Annotated in this window: 16 protein-coding genes and 1 pseudogene; 5 read left to right on the top strand and 12 right to left on the bottom strand. The window is 62.8% G+C overall.

From position 1 onward, the window contains the following. From H7007_RS03415 to H7007_RS03410, 3 genes and pseudogenes are all read right to left on the bottom strand, one after another. Positions 1-211: hypothetical protein (locus tag H7007_RS03415; protein ID WP_287153096.1), on the bottom strand; the 211-nt coding region annotated here is incomplete at its 3' end. 31 nt (positions 212-242) lie between these two features. Then, positions 243-629 (bottom strand): annotated as a pseudogene (locus tag H7007_RS13670) (helix-turn-helix transcriptional regulator); the annotation flags it as partial. Between the two features lie 34 nt (positions 630-663). After that, the gene (locus tag H7007_RS03410) at positions 664-879 is read right to left on the bottom strand and encodes a helix-turn-helix transcriptional regulator (RefSeq protein ID WP_287153095.1); all 216 of its coding nucleotides are present in this window, start codon (positions 877-879) and stop codon (positions 664-666) included. On the opposite strand from H7007_RS03410, the gene H7007_RS03405 reads away from it, so the two are divergent. From H7007_RS03405 to H7007_RS03385, 5 genes are all read left to right on the top strand, one after another. After that, positions 878-1,966, top strand: a complete 1,089-nt coding sequence (locus H7007_RS03405; RefSeq protein ID WP_287153094.1) for a hypothetical protein — start codon at positions 878-880, stop codon at positions 1,964-1,966. The two genes, H7007_RS03410 and H7007_RS03405, sit on opposite strands and share 2 nt — an antisense overlap. Before the next feature lie 227 nt (positions 1,967-2,193). Beyond that, a complete protein-coding gene (locus H7007_RS03400; protein WP_287153093.1) occupies positions 2,194-3,309 on the top strand; it encodes a tyrosine-type recombinase/integrase in 1,116 nt (371 codons plus the stop codon). Positions 3,310-3,724: 415 nt separating this feature from the next. Next, positions 3,725-4,231, top strand: coding sequence for a hypothetical protein (locus H7007_RS03395; protein WP_287153092.1), 507 nt, complete (start codon positions 3,725-3,727; stop codon positions 4,229-4,231). A 248-nt stretch (positions 4,232-4,479) separates the two neighbouring features. Further along, a complete protein-coding gene (locus tag H7007_RS03390; protein WP_287153090.1) occupies positions 4,480-5,088 on the top strand; it encodes a hypothetical protein in 609 nt (202 codons plus the stop codon). Between the two features lie 418 nt (positions 5,089-5,506). Then, positions 5,507-7,363, top strand: a complete 1,857-nt coding sequence (locus H7007_RS03385) for an AMP-binding protein (protein WP_287153089.1) — start codon at positions 5,507-5,509, stop codon at positions 7,361-7,363. Between the two features lie 32 nt (positions 7,364-7,395). Here H7007_RS03385 and H7007_RS03380 read toward each other — a convergent pair whose 3' ends face one another. From H7007_RS03380 to H7007_RS03340, 9 genes are all read right to left on the bottom strand, one after another. After that, complete coding sequence (locus tag H7007_RS03380; RefSeq protein WP_287153088.1) at positions 7,396-8,157, bottom strand: ATP-binding protein; 762 nt, start codon at positions 8,155-8,157, stop codon at positions 7,396-7,398. Next, positions 8,147-8,887, bottom strand: coding sequence for a hypothetical protein (locus H7007_RS03375; protein WP_287153087.1), 741 nt, complete (start codon positions 8,885-8,887; stop codon positions 8,147-8,149). Before H7007_RS03375 ends, H7007_RS03380 begins: the two co-directional genes overlap by 11 nt. Before the next feature lies 1 nt (position 8,888). Continuing rightward, the gene (locus tag H7007_RS03370; protein ID WP_287153086.1) at positions 8,889-9,659 is read right to left on the bottom strand and encodes an acyl-CoA dehydratase activase; all 771 of its coding nucleotides are present in this window, start codon (positions 9,657-9,659) and stop codon (positions 8,889-8,891) included. Then, the gene (locus H7007_RS03365) at positions 9,656-10,447 is read right to left on the bottom strand and encodes an acyl-CoA dehydratase activase (protein WP_287153085.1); all 792 of its coding nucleotides are present in this window, start codon (positions 10,445-10,447) and stop codon (positions 9,656-9,658) included. Before H7007_RS03365 ends, H7007_RS03370 begins: the two co-directional genes overlap by 4 nt. A gap of 522 nt (positions 10,448-10,969) precedes the next feature. After that, positions 10,970-12,370 (bottom strand): 2-hydroxyacyl-CoA dehydratase family protein, encoded by a 1,401-nt coding sequence (locus H7007_RS03360; protein WP_287153084.1) that lies wholly within the window; start codon positions 12,368-12,370, stop codon positions 10,970-10,972. A 13-nt stretch (positions 12,371-12,383) separates the two neighbouring features. Then, positions 12,384-13,538 (bottom strand): 2-hydroxyacyl-CoA dehydratase subunit D, encoded by a 1,155-nt coding sequence (locus H7007_RS03355; protein WP_287153083.1) that lies wholly within the window; start codon positions 13,536-13,538, stop codon positions 12,384-12,386. A gap of 382 nt (positions 13,539-13,920) precedes the next feature. Beyond that, positions 13,921-14,883 carry an AIM24 family protein gene (locus H7007_RS03350; RefSeq protein ID WP_287153082.1) on the bottom strand — a complete coding sequence of 321 codons (963 nt, stop codon included), beginning with the start codon at positions 14,881-14,883 and terminating at the stop codon, positions 13,921-13,923. 319 nt (positions 14,884-15,202) lie between these two features. Beyond that, a complete protein-coding gene (locus H7007_RS03345) occupies positions 15,203-15,808 on the bottom strand; it encodes a protease complex subunit PrcB family protein (protein ID WP_287153081.1) in 606 nt (201 codons plus the stop codon). Between the two features lie 78 nt (positions 15,809-15,886). Next, the gene (locus tag H7007_RS03340; RefSeq protein ID WP_287153080.1) at positions 15,887-16,048 is read right to left on the bottom strand and encodes a hypothetical protein; all 162 of its coding nucleotides are present in this window, start codon (positions 16,046-16,048) and stop codon (positions 15,887-15,889) included. Positions 16,049-16,355 lie beyond the last annotated feature (307 nt).

Genomic DNA, 16,355 nt, shown 5'->3' with positions numbered 1-16,355 from the left:
CTTCGGGGCAAACCTCCCGCGCTGCTCCCGGCTCGTGAGGCCCGCGCTGCGCGGCGATCTCCTTCCACGTTTCTGCGATGGCGTGCTCAAAATGCGAGAGGCGTTCGACGACACCGCCCTCCAGGGCCTCCAGGCGATTGATCTCCCGGCATTCCGTCTGGGAAATGAGCTCGTTCAAAACTCGAATCAGGCTTTCTTGAATCGTCTCCATCCGATCTTCCGTCCTCTCTACTCTGCTCGATCCAGCGGTCGAGGGCATCACGATCCACCCGTACCGTGCGATGACCGAAGGTCACCTTCCCGGGCAACCGCCCCTGGTGAGATAGGCGATAAACCATAGTGAGCGGCAGATTAAGATATTCCGCCGCCTCTTCAAGCGTCAGGAGCCTCTTTTCCAACTCCCGCCTCCGGCCAGATGTCTTCCGGGAGCACCCCCAGGACCTCAGCGATTCGCCTCCTGATCCGCGGGTACTCGAATCAGGCTTTCTTGAATCGTCTCCATCCGATCTTCCGTCCTCTCTACTCTGCTCGATCCAGCGGTCGAGGGCATCACGATCCACCCGCACCGTCCGATGACCGAAGGTCACCTTCCCGGGCAACCGCCCCTGGTGAGAGAGGCGATAAACCATACTGAGCGGCAGATTCAGATATTCCGCCGCTTCCTCAAGCTTCAGGAGCCTCTTTTCCAACTCCCGCCTCCGGCCAGATGTCTTCCGGGAGCACCCCCAGGACCTCAGCGATTCGCTTCTTGATCTTCGGATATGGGCGGTAATAACCGAGCTCGATCGAGGCGATGAGGCTCTGGTTCACGCCGACCCGGCGGGCGAGCTCCGCCTGGGTGAGCCCCCTGTTCTTGCGCAATCGTCTCAACTCGCTCATGAAACCCCTCCTTGACTCCTCCGCCTTCAGTAATAAAATTACTCATATAAGTACGATTTACAGAAAAGTTAGGCGTAACATTTACCGTAACATGGCCGGACATGCATACCTCGAGATCGAGCGCGAGAAGTTCACCTGGAGGGTGGCGAAGGGCCATTACTGGGCGGAGGGGAAGGTCATTACCGTGTTCATCGCAGGCGAACCCAAGCCTCCTTTCCTCATACCGGCGCGGGGAGGGGAGGAGGAGAGGGAGCCCCTGAAGCTCAATCCTGCCCTTTTCCTCGAGTTCGCAAGCCTGGAAACCCCAGATCAAATCCTCCGCTTCGCCGACCGATACGGGATGCTCACCGAAGGTGAGGTCACGTTAAACTTAAAAGCCGGATACGATAGAGAGGAAACTCTTGATGAACTCGTGCATCTCCCAAAGGATGAGAGGCTTTCGCGGAATCTGCAAGGTTATCTGTTTGGTGAGTTCGTAAACGCCGAAAGCCTTGATTTCTGGAAGCGTGAGTCGCGTAAGATGCGCTGCTTCGCTGCCCTTTATGAAGCGGCTCAGACGTATAATCCTAGAGATATAAGAACCGTGAAGCGCATCGAGAATTTGATCGTTCATTATCCGAGAGAAAAAGTTTTTTCCGTCGTCTTCCCGGACGATGAAGTACCAGTGGAGCGTTTTCTCATCAGCGGTATAGAAGAGCCGGAGGCTTATAAGCGCATGGTCGATGGAGGGCCGCTCGTGCGGGCCCGGGAGTTTATGGCGCGCATGGTCAACGAGAAATTGAGTGTTTACAACCTCCATCACCCGAGCCACATGGCCGCCGTCCCCCAGGCCTACGTCGATGAAGAGGGGAATGTCGGGAGCTACCTTGAACCCTCAACCCTTTTATGCGCCATGTGGATACAGGCCCTTCGGGCCCTGGTGGGCGAGACGAGGTATAAGCGATGCCTCGAGTGCGGTATGTGGGAGGACGTCACCGACCGCCGCGTGAATTGGAGAATGCATCCGGCCTGCGCAACCAAGAGGCGGATGCGTGAGATGCGCGAACGGAGGAAAGGAGATGGCCACCATCGTAAAGCGGGAAGGTAGCTACGTCGATGAAGAGGGGAATGTCGGTAGCTACCTCGAACCCTCAACCCTTTTATGCGCCATGTGGATTCAGGCATTGCGGGCCCTGGTGGGCGAGACGAGGTATAAGCGATGCCTCGAGTGCGGAATGTGGGAGGACGTCACCGACCGCCGCGTGAATTGGAGAATGCATCCGGCCTGCGCCACCAAGAGGCGGATGCGTGAGATGCGCGAACGGAGGAAAGGAGATGGCCACCATCGTAAAGCGGGAAGGTAGGGACGGCCCGCGCTATTATGTGGTCTACCGATATGGCGGAAAGCAACGGTGGGAACTAGCCGGGAGGCGGGAGGTCGATGCTCGTAGACTCAAAGCCCGCATCGAGAAGCAGCTTTATGAAGGCACCTTCCGAATGGTCGATGATAAGACCTTCGACGACCTCTCAGAAGAGTTTCTGAGGCTCAAAAGGCGTGAGGTAAGACCAAACACCTTCACCGCCTATGAATCAGCCGTGAGAAGGCTTCTCCGACACCTCAGCGGCCGCAAATTGAAAGATATTGGCGTCAGGGAGGTGGAGGAGCTCTCCTCAGCCCTTCTATCGGAGGGAATCTCCACCGCCACGGCCTTCCGATGCCTCTCCCTACTCTCCTCCATGTTCAAGAAGGCCGTTCTTTGGGGATATATCCCATACAATCCAGCCGAATATGTCAAAAAGCCTCGAGTGGAGAGGCCGGAGCCGGATTTCCTTGAGCCGGAGGAGATACGCAGGCTCATAGAGGCCACCGAGGAACGCCACCGGGCTTTGATCATGTTCGCCTGTCTCACCGGGGCCAGGCAATCCGAGATACTCGGCCTCAGGTGGGGAGACCTCGACCTGGAGGAGGGAAGGGCTTATATCCGGCAAGTCCTCCAGGGAGGGAAGTTCTATCCTCCGAAATCCAGGGCGGGGAGGAGGGTTATCGACCTGCCTCCCGTCCTCGTGGAGGAGCTCAAAGTCCACAGGCTGCGCCAGGCCGTGGAGCTGGAGGAGAACCCCCATGATCTCGTGTTCACCACTTCCTTGGGGACACCCATGGACAAGAGGAACGTCACACAGCGCATCCTGGAGCCCGCCCTGAGGAGGGCCGGGCTGCGAAAAGTCGGTTTCCATGCCTTGCGCCACAGCTATATCTCCATGCTGATCGCTCAGGGCGAGAGCATCAAAACGGTGCAGGCTTTGGCCGGTCATTCTTCGGTACGTATGACTGTGGACGTCTACGGACACCTGTTCGAGAGGGCGGGGAAGGCGGCAGCGGAAAGGCTGGAGAAGGCAATATATGGAAAAATGGAAAAAAGTGCATCTAACACTTCATCTAACACCTCATAATTTGCCATGCTTTTCGATGCTTTGTCGGAAATGCATTTTCGCAGGTCAGATTGGGTAAGGAAAAACATGGAAAAACACCAAAAACCCAGCAAAAGAGATTGGCATGGTAGAGGTCACGGGTTCAAGTCCCGTCGGCTCCACCAAAGGTCAGCCGGGAGGACGCGGAAGCGGAATCCCGGCTTTCTCCTGTCCGCCTATCTCGGTCATGTGCTCTCATAGCGGACACCTTACGGGAGTGAGCCGATCAACCGGTCGCTTTGCCGTTTCGTAATGGCAATAATTACCATATAAACGCCGTATTTCCTAGGCTTCGTAGACAACTCCAGTGGATTGTGCCATCATCTAGGAGAGGCGTGATGGCGGCCGCCTGATGATGGGACCTATGTCATCGAGGGATGGAAAGCGAGGAGGAGTCATGCACAAGAGGCTTGCGGTAGTGTTTTTCTGTCTGGGGCTGGTGTCCCTTCTGGCGTTCATGGCGGGATGCGGGAAGAAGGAGAGGACCATCAAGACCCCGGAGGGAGAGATCAGCGTCGAGGAAGGCGGGGGAGGCAAGGTGACCTTCAAAGGCGAGGAGGGAGAGACCACCTACCAGGCCTTGGGGGAGGCGCCGACCGAGGAGGAGCTGGGAGCCCCCATCTATCCCGGTGCCCAATACGTGCAGGGAACGGGCGGCACGGTGAAAGGTACCTCCGAAGGAGAGGCCGTTTCCACCACCGGGGGCCAGTTCACCACCGACGACCCCATCGACAAGGTCATCTCCTGGTATGAGGGCAAGCTCGGCGCCCCCGTATACCAGAGCACCTCGCCCCGGGAAGCGAGCTGGATGATGGGGAGCGAGAAGGATATCGTCACCGTCTCGGTGGCCGAGGAGGACGGTAAGACGACCATCACCATCGCCAGGCTTTCGGGGGTGAAGTAGCTCTTATGGTTTCCTGAAAGCTGGAGGGGCGTGATAGACGGGCCGGCCGGAGGTCGGCCCTTCTGGCTTCAAACCGCAGGTCAGGCTTACCGCACCACTTCGGTGGAAGAGGGCCGGAATGCGCCCGGTCGAGGATGGCGATCAGGAGGACCGGGGAGCGAGAGTCCAGGTCGAGAGTGTCCGAAAGGGGTTCACACGTCTCTCGATACGGTCGGGAGGAGGGAGGAGGCGTGCGCGCAAGGAGAGGGATGGGCATGAGGCCGCGCGGGTGGCGCGGTTCAGGGACATGGCCTTGGCGGATGGCCCTGGCGGCGGCGCTTCTGGTGGTCATGGCGATCCTATGGGCCGGGTGCGGGGGCAAGGGGTCGCCCGCAACCGAGGAACCCGCTCTCGGGGAGGTCGGGCCGGAGGCCGCGGAGGAAGAGGATATGACGGCGACGGATTCCGGGACCGATGCCTTGGAAGGCGGGGAGGCCTTCACCCATATAACGGAGGGGGGCGAGGTTGCCTACCAGGTGAGCCGGGAAGCTCCCGCGGAGGAGGAGCTCGGGGTGCCCCTCTATCCTGGGGCCGCCTACGTAGCGGGTAGCGGGGGTAGCGTTAGCGGGAGTTCCTCCGAGGGGGCGTTCACCACGATAGGTGGGGAATATCGGACGAAAGACCCCTTTGGCAGCGTCTTCCAGTGGTACCGGGAGAGGTTGGGAGAGCCACTCGTCTATCGTCCGGAGCAGGATATGGCCACCTGGAACCGCGCCGAGGAAGGCCGCATGGTCGTGGTCGGTTTGCGCCGGGAGGGAGGGGAGACGGCCATCCTCATCTACTCTTTGAAGGGGGATGCCGAGATCTTCACCCCCTGACTCTCGACGTTGCCGCGGAGCCCAGCGAAGCCGGAGATTCCCGGAGATCCGCCTGGTGCCAAAGGTGGATTCGCCTTTCCCGGTTTATATTCTCTATATTGACCCCCCGGTAACTAAACTATATAGTAATGACGTGTCAGTTCAGAAAGAGGGGAGGCTTTGGCCTTCGAATGATGCGGGGCGCCGGCGCGGAAGCCGCCAGGGAGTGACGATCGGTTACGGAATAAAGGGGAGATAAGCGGGGAGGGATGAAAGGGAGGTCGGAGGCGACGCGGGGCGATATAAGAACTCCATTCCTTTGTCTGGGTTTAAGGTCGCGTTGATTTCGTGAACAATAATATTTAACATGTATAAATATAAAGGAACCGGGCGCAAATAGATATTCCGTCAGGCTATAACCGAGAGGGGGGTTGCGATCATGGATTACCCGTGGTTCAAGGAGTACGACCTGTGCGGCATACCCAGGACCCTGGAACCATATCCCTCCATCCCCACCCACGGTTTTCTCGACCAGGTCGCGGATTCCCATCCCCGCATGGGCTGCGTGCAGTTAGGTCTGGAGATGACCTACCGTGAGGTGAGGGAGCATGCCGACCGCCTGGCCAACGCCCTGGCCGCGCTGGGGGTGGAGAAGGGCGACCGCGTGGTGACACTCCTCCCCTCATCCATCCAGTTCGTGGTGGCGGATTCGGGCATCTCCAAGGCGGGAGCGGTTCACGTCCCCTGCAGTTTCCTGGAGGCCCGGGACACCCTGGCTCACAAGCTCAGCGAGAGCTCGCCCAAGGCCCTCATATGCCTGGAGGAACACCTGGCCACCGCGGAATACCTGAAGGAGTTCATGGCCGCGCCCAACATAATCATCACCAAGCTCGACGACTACTCCGGCTGGTCCACCAAGCGGGCCGGCCTGCCGGACGTGCTCTGGCTCACGGAGATCATCGATCAGGCCGCCCCCCGGCCGCCCAAGGTGGAGATCGACCCGGCCCGTGACCTGGAGACCCTGCTCTTCACCGGAGGGACCACCGGGCTACCCAAGGGATGTATGCTCACCCACCGCAACCTGGTGGCCAACGTGCTCCAGAACATCGCCGTCTTCGGTCCCGTGACCAAGGTCCTCAAGGGGAACATAAACGTGATCATGGGGCTGCCCTTCTTCCACAGCTACGGGCACTGCATAATGCACACCATGATCGGAGGCATGGCCGCCACCATGCTCATCGTCCCCGACCCCCGGGACGTGAAGGCCATGCTGGACATCATGCACAAGTACAACCCGGTTCTCCAGTTCGGGGTGCCTACCCAGTTCATGAAGATGCTGGAGGAGGACTTGCACTCCGCCCGGGTCATCGGCATCTCCGGTTCCGCCGCCCTGCCCCCCACGGTGCAGGAGAAGTTCGAGGAGTCCAGCGGGGGAGGTTTCGTGTCCGAGGGTTACGGTCTCTCCGAGCTCTCCCCGGTGACCCACTTCAACGTGTCCACCAACCTGCGGGTAATGGGGGGCAGGAAGGGAGTGCGCATCTTCAACGCCGTGCTCTTCAACCCGGTGAGCATCGCCCTCACCCGGGCCCAGGCCAAATTACTGGGACCCAAGAGGTTCGGGAAGATGTTCACCGGCATCATAAGCTTCCTGGCCAAGCGCTCCCGCAAGTCGGAGGAGGCCCGCAAGGTGGAGAAGAAGGCCACCATAGGCATCCCCCTGCCGGATACCGAGGTCCGGGTGGTGGAGGTGGACAGCGGGCGCGTCCTCTCCTTCGAGGAGCTCTACCGCGAGGGCAAGGTGGGGGAGATGCTCCTCAAAGGGCCCCAGCGCATGCTGGGTTACTGGCCGGAGCCGGGAAAGGGCCTGGACGAGGAGGGCTTCGTGCATACCGGGGACGTGGTGAAGATGGACGAGAACGGCTATTTCTCCATCGTGGACCGCACCAAGGACATGGTCATCGTCTCCGGTTACAAGGTATACACCCGAGAGGTGGACGACATCCTCTACGACCATCCGGCCACCGAGCTGGCGGCCACCATAGGGGTCCCCGACCCGGAGAGGCCGGGAAGTGAGAGGGTATGGGTGTTCGTCCAGGTCAAAGAGGAGTACAAGGGAAAGGTCACCGAGGAGGACTACCTCAACTACCTCAAGGAGAAGGTGGCCAAGTATGCCGTGCCCCGCGAGGTGGTCTTCCTTGACGAGATGCCCCTGACCGAGGTCTTCAAGGTCAACAAGAAGGCCCTGCGCGAGATGCAGATAAAGAAGCTGCAGCTCGAACAGGCCGCGGAGGGCTGAGGAAAGGGACCGCGGCCGGGGCGTTCAACAGCTCAGGGGGAGAGGAAGCCGCTTTCGAGAAGCAGTTCCCGCGTGGCCTCCAGGGCCGGGCAGGGAGGCATCTCCAGGAAACTGCAGGCCGAGGCGTCGAACTCCCTCACCGTATCGTCCTCGGGGATAGCCCCCAAAAGGGGGAGAGCGGTCATGGTTCCCGCCTTTTGTGCCTCCGCGGGATCCCGCACCCGGTTGAGGATGAGGCCCAGTTTCCGGTACTCCACGGCCTCCTCGGCCACCTCGCGGATGGATTCCGCCACCCGCAGGCCTTTGGCCGTGGTGTCGCTGACCAGCAGGAGGTGGGATACGGAGCGCATCACCCGGCGGTTGACCTGTTCCACACCGGCCTCGGCATCGATGAGGGTGAGGTCGAAGTGGGAGGAGAGGGACTCGATGGCCTCCCGTAAGAGGGTGTTCAGCTGGCAGTAACAGCCCTCCTCCTCCGGTCTCCCCACGGACAGGAAGGCCAGGTTGCCGTCCTCCTCGAGTATCTCCATCATCTTATAGTCAACGGAGGCCGCCAGGTCCACCTGGTCCGCGGCGTGCTCGCGCACTGCGGATATTATCTCCTTGCGCACGTCGTTCACCGTCCTCGCCGGGAAGATGCGCAGGGCCATGCCCAGCCCCACCGCCGGGTCGGCGTCCACCACCAGGACGCGGCGCCTCCCGTCATCGCGGAGAAGCCTGGCCAGCAAGGCGGCCAGGGTTGTCTTTCCCACCCCGCCCTTACCGCAGACGGCCACCACAGGCTCACCCGCCATCGGGCGTCGACCTCCCCCCGCCGCGTTCCTCCTGCAGCCGCTCGCGGATGCGCCGCAGCTCGACCACGCTGTCGCAGACCTCCACGTACTCGCAGGTGTCGCAGTCGAAGTTCATCTCCTCATACATCTTGATGAGCGCCTCCACAATCTCCTGGACCAGGTCCGCGGCCCGGGAGAGCTCCTCGATATCCTCCCGCGAGGAGGTCACCAGGAGCACCTCCGCGGCGTCCACGAATTCCAGCTTCCTCACCGCCTGGATAAGAGCGCTCCCCAGGAGCTGCGCGTTGAACCCCCGTTGCATGGCCTCCCGGCTGATGCGGCACCACACGCTCTGCCTTCCGGGGAAGACGCGGGCCATGAAGCCGCGCAGGCCGAGGTTGTATGTGGCGTCGCGCAGGTCGCGGTAGCAGTCGTATTCGTCGCTGAAGCGCCCTCCCACCATGACCACCTGGGCCAGAGGGGCCCTCCCGGCCTGGATCTCCGGGAAGTCGGGACCCACCAGGGTTATCCTGCCGTCGGCCACTGTGCCGGAGTCGTCCCAGAGGAGAAAAGAGCGGGAGGCCGTCCCGGGGCTTCCCAGCTCCAGTCCGGTGTCCTCGCTGAGGATGACCTGGGGGGAATCGGTTTGCGGAAGCACGGCGGTGAAGGGCAGTTCCCTGGCCAGGCCCAGGGAGCGCTTCTCCTCCATATAGCGCCGGATGTCCTTCAGGGGTTCCTCGAAGAGTCCCAATTCAGCTCGCTTCCACCAGCAGGGCGGCGCCTACCGCGGCTGCCAGCATGGGATCCAGGGGGAAGGGCTGGTATTCTCCTTCCATGCGCTCGCGCACCAGGTCCACCACGGTACGCACCCTGGCCACGCCGCCGGTGAAGGTATAACTGTTGCCCGACCCGAAGCGTCGTGCCTGGGAGGTAACGATGCGGGCCACGGCATCGCACAGCCCGGCCACTATGTCCTGGGGAGATTCGCCGTTGTTCACGTGGGTGATGACCTCACTCTCCACGAAGACCCCGCACTGGGAACTTATGGGAACGCGTTTCCTGGCCCGCGCGGCCTCCTCGTCTATGCGCTCCACGGGGATGCCCAGCGCCGCGGCCATGACCTCCAGGAAGCGGCCGGAGCCCGAGGCGCACTTGTCGTTGCGCATGAAGTCCAGGACCTCGCCCTCCGGGTCGAGGAGCATGGAGGTGATGCTCTGGCCCCCGATGTCCACCACCAGCTCTATCTCGGGAAGGAAACAGCGGGCCGCCCAGGCGATGCAGGCCAGCTCGTCCTCCAGGAAGTCGGCGTCCCTCAAGAACTCGGCCCCGCTTCCCGTGGCCACGATGCCGTCCAAATTGTGACGGCTGACGCCGGCCTCGCCGCACACCTCCTCGACGAGTCCGTCCACCTCGCCGGCAATGTTGCCCGTTGTTTCCATTATCTTCCAGGCAAGGACCGTCTCGCCGTCCATGACCACCGCCTTGGAGAAGAGGCTACCGATGTCGCAGCCCAACGCCTTCATCTCGAACCTCCCATGCGACGGGCCAGGATGGCCGCTCCAAGCGCTCCCACGATCTGGGGGTCCACGGGGCAGGGGACCATCCTCACGCCCAGGATACGCTCCAGTTCCGTCTTCACCGCCGCGTTCTTGGCCACCCCTCCGGACATGGTCACCTCGGGCTCGACCCCCACCCGGCGGGCCAGGGCGGCCACGCGCTCGGCCATGGCCCGGTTGACGCTGGCGGCGATGTCTGCCTTGTCCACACCCCGCTGCAGGTAATGGAGAACCTCGGTCTCGCAGAAGATGCTGCAGCGGCTGGAGAGGTCCACGGGATGGCGGGATTTCAGGGAGAGGGTGCCCAGCTCGTCGAGGGTGATGCCCAGAGTACGGCACATGACCTCCAGAAAGCGGCCCGTACCCGCTGCGCACTTGTCGTTCATGACGAAGTCCTTGAGCTCTCCCGTGGGTTCCATGCGTATGACCTTGGCGTCCTGGCCGCCGATGTCGATGATGGTGCGCACGCCGGGAAGGAGCCACTGGGCTCCCACTCCGTGACAGGAGATCTCGCTCACGTTGGCCTGGGCCAGCCCCCGGGACTGTACCTGCTCCCTGCCGTACCCGGTGCTCACCGTGTAGTCGATGTCCCCGGGGCGGAGGCCCATCTCCTCCAGGAGCTCCCCCATGACCGTCTCCGCGGAATCCACCGGGTTGGGTTTCACCCGGATGCTCCGGAATCCGGCTATCCTGCCGTCCTCCATGATCACCGCCTGGGCGGTCAGGGAGCCCACGTCGATGCCCCCGAAGCGCATGCCTCACCTCCCTAAGCCGACCCGCCGGGACCCCAGGGTCCGTTTGGCAATGACCGCAAGTTCGCCATGACCACAATTATCATTTTATCCCATCCCTTCCGGGTTTCTCGAAGTGCCGGCCCCGCCTTCCTTCAGAAGGGAACGACCTGACATCCCATCCCCTTTACGCTTCCCGGAGCGCCGCCACCCTCTCCTTCCGAGGGGAACAACCAAATATCCCATCCCTTCCAGGATTCTCAAGGCACCGTCACCCCATTGTTCAGGGGGGAACGATCTTTGAGGAGCCGCTTGTTCATCGCACGGGCGCGAGCTCTCGGAGAAGGTCCTTTCGGAACGGAAACGACAGCGGAAAGCGCCGATTCTCAGTCCTCCCTCCCCTCGGATGCAGCCATACGTTTTCCGGATGTCCGTATATTATGACCATGGTCATTTTCTGTCAACCGTACCTTCCTCTCCGCGGTGCCGGGGTCCCGGAAGTCGCGGCCGGATAAGATCGTCCCCATTCATCCGGCGGGATGTCCTTCACGCGCCCCTCCCGCCCCGGGCACGGCGCCTCCTCACCACGCCGTCGACGAAGGACTGGATCTCCTCCTGGAGTACGCTGGTGGGGGTCATGCGGCGGATCCAGGAATCGCCCTGCAGGCAGAGCACTGGAGCTCCCGTGCGCTTCATTATCTCCCGGCGCACCTGGTTGATGACGCTCCAGGTCTGCTTGCACGCGTGGTGTCCGGAATAGACGGCGCAGTCTGCTCGGAGGTCGCGGATGAAACCGCACATGTCCTCGATCCAGGCCAGCGACATGGAAGATGCTCCCATCTGCCGGGTCATGGGATACTCGAAGCAGGTTTCCGCCAGACCCTCGAGCATGCTCTCCCGGCTTGAGGTGTCTACGAAGCGGGGCTGGCAGAGGGAGAGAACGTCGTTGAGATAGGTTATCCCCCTTTCCTCCATCCAGTTGAAGAAGCCGAGGAAGTCGAAATAGTACCCTATGTAAAGCCACATGCAGCGGGCTACCTCCTCAGGCGCCGGGTATTCCCCCGCCTCCAGGCGTCTCTTGGAGAGCTCCACCATGCGGCGCATCATCTCCGTTCCTTCCGGCCGGCCCCAGCGGGTGAAGCGGGTCCCGTAGGTGAAGATGGAGAAGATGTTGGGAACCGGGCAGGGCGAGAACTTCCTCAGGTCGTAGAGCTCGTAATAGAGCTCCGCGGCACGGTTGGCCTCCTCCAGCACCCTGCGCATGCGTCCCTCGTCCAGCTCCTCTCCTATCATCTCCTCCAGCCGGCGGAGGAAGGCCAGGAAGTAACGGCGGTGGAGTTCCCTCCCGCGCGGCCCCGTCTCGGTGGGCTTCTCCAGGATGACCTGGGGAATGCCCATATGCAGGGAGACGAACTCGTGGATCTTGGAGTTGGCGTCACAGGCGCCGGGGGCGGACTGGACGATGATGTCCGGTTCGAAATCCCGGCCGGTGAGTACGGAGCCCAGCTCGATGGTGGAGGAGGAACACAGGAAATCGGGTATCCCCAGGCCCATGGCATAATCCCAGTAGCGCTCCCCCTGCCCCTCCAGCACGGCCACGCCCAGGGTGGTGAGCACCTCGCTGGTGAGGGGCACGGCGTTCTTGAAGAGGTAGATTACCTCCGGGGGGAAGTTGAAGGGTACCAGGACCACCTTGCGCCCCTCCTCGCGGGCCCGGCGCGCTTCGCCTATCCATCCTCCGACCATGCCGATGAAGTCCAGGCTCACCTCACGGAAGCGGGGGGAGAGCAGCGCGCGCATGGAGCGCGAGGTGTCGGGGGGGAGAAAGCGCAGGAGCCCCTCCACTTCCTGGTCGCTCATGTTGCGGGGGAGGAGCATGGCCACCTCGATGAGTTCCTCCACCCTGTGGAAAAGCCCGTCTCCGGTGTCCCTCACCTTTCCCGGCATGTGTCTCACCTCGTTAGACCCCGCCGGCGGACAGAGATCGCTTCCCGGAAGGCCGCCGGCCGGCGATGCGCTCCAGAAAGGCCTGCACGCGGGTGCGGATGCGGCCCAGATCGGCGGCGGATCCGTATTCCTTCTCCAGCACCAGCACCGGGATGCCGCGTTCCTCCAGGTCCAGTCGCAGGCGCACGTTCTCCACCCCGTGCAGGTCGCAGAACTTGTTGTAGACCAGAACCGCCCCATCAACGCGCGCCCTCTCCGCCGCCTGGAGGATGAACTCCAGGCGGGACGGATAATCGTCGAACATGCGCGGACACAGGAGATGCCTCAGATAGGCCTCGGCGAGGGCGTGGACGGGTTCTCCCTCCACCTCCGGGAGCTTCCAGAAGGCGCGGGTCCCGTAACACATGGCATCGGTGACTACCAGGCCTCCCAGGTCCTCGATCTCCCTCACCAGATCCGGCTCGTCGGTGGCGCTTCCCGCCAGGAGGAGTCGGGCGCGGTACCCGGTTATCTCCCTCCCCCGCACCTCCTCAAGGAGCTCGCGCAGGAACCCGTCGAAAACGCCGGGCGGCAGGGAGGACTCGAGCAGGAGTACGGCCAGCGCCTCCTGACCCTTGAGGGCCGGGTGCTCCATCTCCCGCAGGGAGAAGAGCCGGCGCATCCCCTCCCGGCGGAGGTTGGCCGACCGCACCGCCTCGGCGAGGGCGGCATCCCCGATGTCTACCTGGAAATGACTGGAAAGCGCTTCCCGGAGGAGCTCCAGCTCCTCGGCGAAGAACTCCAGGGATTCCTCGCTGACCACATGGGGCACCTTCAGGTAATGGAAGAATCTGGGAGTTGCCGTGCCGCTCCAGTTCTCGAACATCCCCCTCAGGTGATCGCATCCGTTGGTCTCCACCAGCCCGTCCAGGAAACCGTAGGCCCCCTCCAGGGCAAGCTGGAGGCAGGCCCTGCAGAACCCGCAGTTGAAGCGGGAGAGGTGGGCGTCGGCGTGGTCGCGCTCCGGCTTGCCGAGGGCGCGGATGCGGTAGGGCAGGATGCCTCCGGCGTCGAATATCTCTCTCGGGGTGGCCACACAGGAATAGCCGACCACGCGTCCCCCGCTTTCCCTCCACTCCCGGAGGCGTGGCGCTATAAGCTCCCGGGCGAGAACGAGTATCTCTTCCACTTATCCTCCTCTCCTGAACCTCCTTTTCGAGGCGGAGGGAAAGGGCGATGCGCTTCAGGGACCCAAAGTGATATGGGTTCCACCGGAAAGGAAGCCTCCCTCGCCATCGCGCGAGTGGCGACAGCCTTTCGTACGCGGTCTTATCTTATGTTCGGTGAGGGGGAGCGGCAAGTGGGGTTGTCCCCATGCGGGGAGGGGGATTTCCCGCTTCCGGTAGGTGGAGGGGGATTTCCCGCTTCCGGTAGGTCCGGGTAGTGCGTCCCGTCGAATGGCGCGTGAAAGCCATTGCTCCCCGGTCCCTTCCCGCCGTCCCCGCACGAGCCTCCGTCACCGGGACCGAGGAAGCCCCTCAGGGAGAAGGCGGGGTTGCCGGGAAGTCCCGTCAGCGGCCCAGGAGGCCTCCCAGTATCCCTCCCGCGGGGCCGCTGTCCCCGGTCCGCGGCTGCTGGAGGCTGGTCTTGGGGGCCTCCTCGCTGGGCTGCACAATCACGTATCCCTCACCCTGAAAGGCCAGCTGGAAGAGTTCCCCGTGGGTGGAGCCGAAGATGCCCTTGAGGCTGCTGAGGTTGGCGTCCATGTGCACGGTGGGGTTGAGGCTCTGGGACCAGGCGATGGTGGCGTTGGGGTCGGTGAAAACCGGCTCCTGCGGGGTCACCTTGAGGGTCATGGGCTCTCCTTTGGAGATGAGGGCCAGGTAACCGGTTCCCTGCAGCTCCACCGTCCACAGGCCCCCGGCCATCATACCCGCCGCGCCCTTGATCATCTTGATGTCCCAGGAGATGCTGGGCGTGAAGGCCAGGAGGTTGAGCGCCTCGACGGTTATGGACTCGTTGTTCAGGTAAAGGAGAACGATGTCGTTGGCGGCGTCGGCCAGGAAGAGGTCCCCCGTGCCCTGGGCCAGCATGAGGGTGAAGGATTCCCCGGAGATGGCCTTCTTCACCCATTTGTCCACCCCGCCGCTCCCCTGGCGGGTGAAGCTTATCCTCCCCTGGTAGGCGATCATAGAGCCCGCTTTGGCCAGCACCTGGCCCCCGCAGGCCTCCATGTTCACCCGCAGCAACTTCTTGTTCTGCAGACTGAAGGCGTCGGGGCTCTCCACCTCCATGGATTGCTTGACCAGGGATGCCAGGGTGGTGGGTGCCAGCTCCCCGCTTTTCGCCGAGGCGGCGGGGGGTGCGGTGACCGCCTGGGCCTGCGCAGGCGGAGCCGCCTGAGCCTGCGGCGGTGGGGCCGCGGCGGCCGTTGCGGCCCCGGGGGCGGTACCGGGCGCCTGGAGCCGTTGTCCGCAGAAACGGCAGAAGGAAGCCGTATCGTCGTTTTCCTGATTGCAGGCTGGGCAGAGCATGTCTAACCTCCTGTTTCTCCTGGCTGATGGTTTACGAAGCCGTCCGCCGATCTTCGCTTGCGGACCCGGTCGCGGGCCTGACCGGTTACCGTGCCGCTTATTCTTTGTCCGGATATATCCTAACCCGTCGGGAAAGCCTTTGAAAGAGGCTGCCCTCCTACCCCGCTGGGAACGCCTTGGGGACGGTCTGCCGCACCGGCCCCGCATCTCGTCGGCTTTCGCGAGAGGTCTACTTCGCGGCGGCGTGTGGGACCCCGGCGTGCCCGCTGGCGAAAGGCTCTTCGGAGCCTGGTGCCCGGCAGGTCGTATTTCGGGGAGTTCAGATCTCGGCGGAGGTCCTCTCCAGTATCTCTCCACCGGCATCCGTGAAGACCATGGAGAGCTCACCCCGGGGTTCAAAGTCGCCCCTTTCCGCCACCACCAGGTGATAGGGGCTGGTGAGGACCGGGGCGGTCACGCTTCCCGGTTCCGGTTCCACCACCTCCACCTCCAGCCGCACCTCCGTGCCCACTTGCACGGCCCGCGCCACGGAGATGGCGTAACCCGACGTGTTCCTGGGTCCGAGAAGGGCGGCGATGATGACCTGGCGGGAAAGGTCGACCTCTCCCACCGGAAGTTGCAGCCCGGAGAGGGAGAGGAGCCGCATCAGCTCCTCGGCGTCCTCCACCACCATGAAGGCGGGCCCCGTCTCCTCCCCGGAGGCCTGTCGCTCGAAACGCCCGTATTCACAGACCGAACCCTGCGCGAGGGTTCTCAGGGGGATCTCCCTCTCGAGAGGCGTCACGCCGCCGCCCTCTTCGCCACCGCGCTCTTCGCCACCGCATCCGCACGGAGTGAAGGCGGAGAGGGAGAAAAGGAATACGGCCACGAGGCAGGCCGCCCCTCGCAACACCGCCTTCCCGCCCTTGAAGCTGCGTCGCGTCATTCGTGATCAGCCTCCATCCTCCGGCTTGCCTCCTATTGCGCCGCTGTGACCGGCCACCCTGCACGCATGACTATTTTATCAGCGCGTGAACCGTGCGGGCCCGTGATCGGCGGATACCGGGCCGCCCTCCCGGGAGCCGAAGGGACCGATCAAGGCGGCGAGGACCTCCTCCGCCTCATGCACCGTGACCTTTGCCGGCAACCCGTCTTCATCCGAGGGACCGTCTTTGCGAACGCTCATCCGCTTCCTCACGCTTCCCGTTTCAGATAAGGGGTCCGTACCCGGAAAGAGGGAGTTGAGGGTAAACGGCCGCCATTACCCTCATGGGAGGATACGGCGTGACCCCGACCTCGGGGGACGGGAGAGGTTTTAGGGAGGGAGGCCGGTGTGGGTCAAGCGCGGATCGGCGTCCGTCTTTTTCGGGACCTCCGCCTTCAGGGGCATTTTACCGGGCGGGCCGGAGACGTTGAAGACGGAATTAGGGGGAGGAAAGTCGGTTGCACGGCCCTTCCGGGCGCCCGGATTGGGGCGCGGCGCAATCGCCCGT

The sequence above is a fragment of the Candidatus Solincola tengchongensis genome, from assembly GCF_015711935.1.
Lineage (GTDB): Bacteria > Actinomycetota > Geothermincolia > Geothermincolales > RBG-13-55-18 > Solincola_A > Solincola_A tengchongensis.
This window is presented reverse-complemented; position numbering and strand designations above follow the sequence as displayed.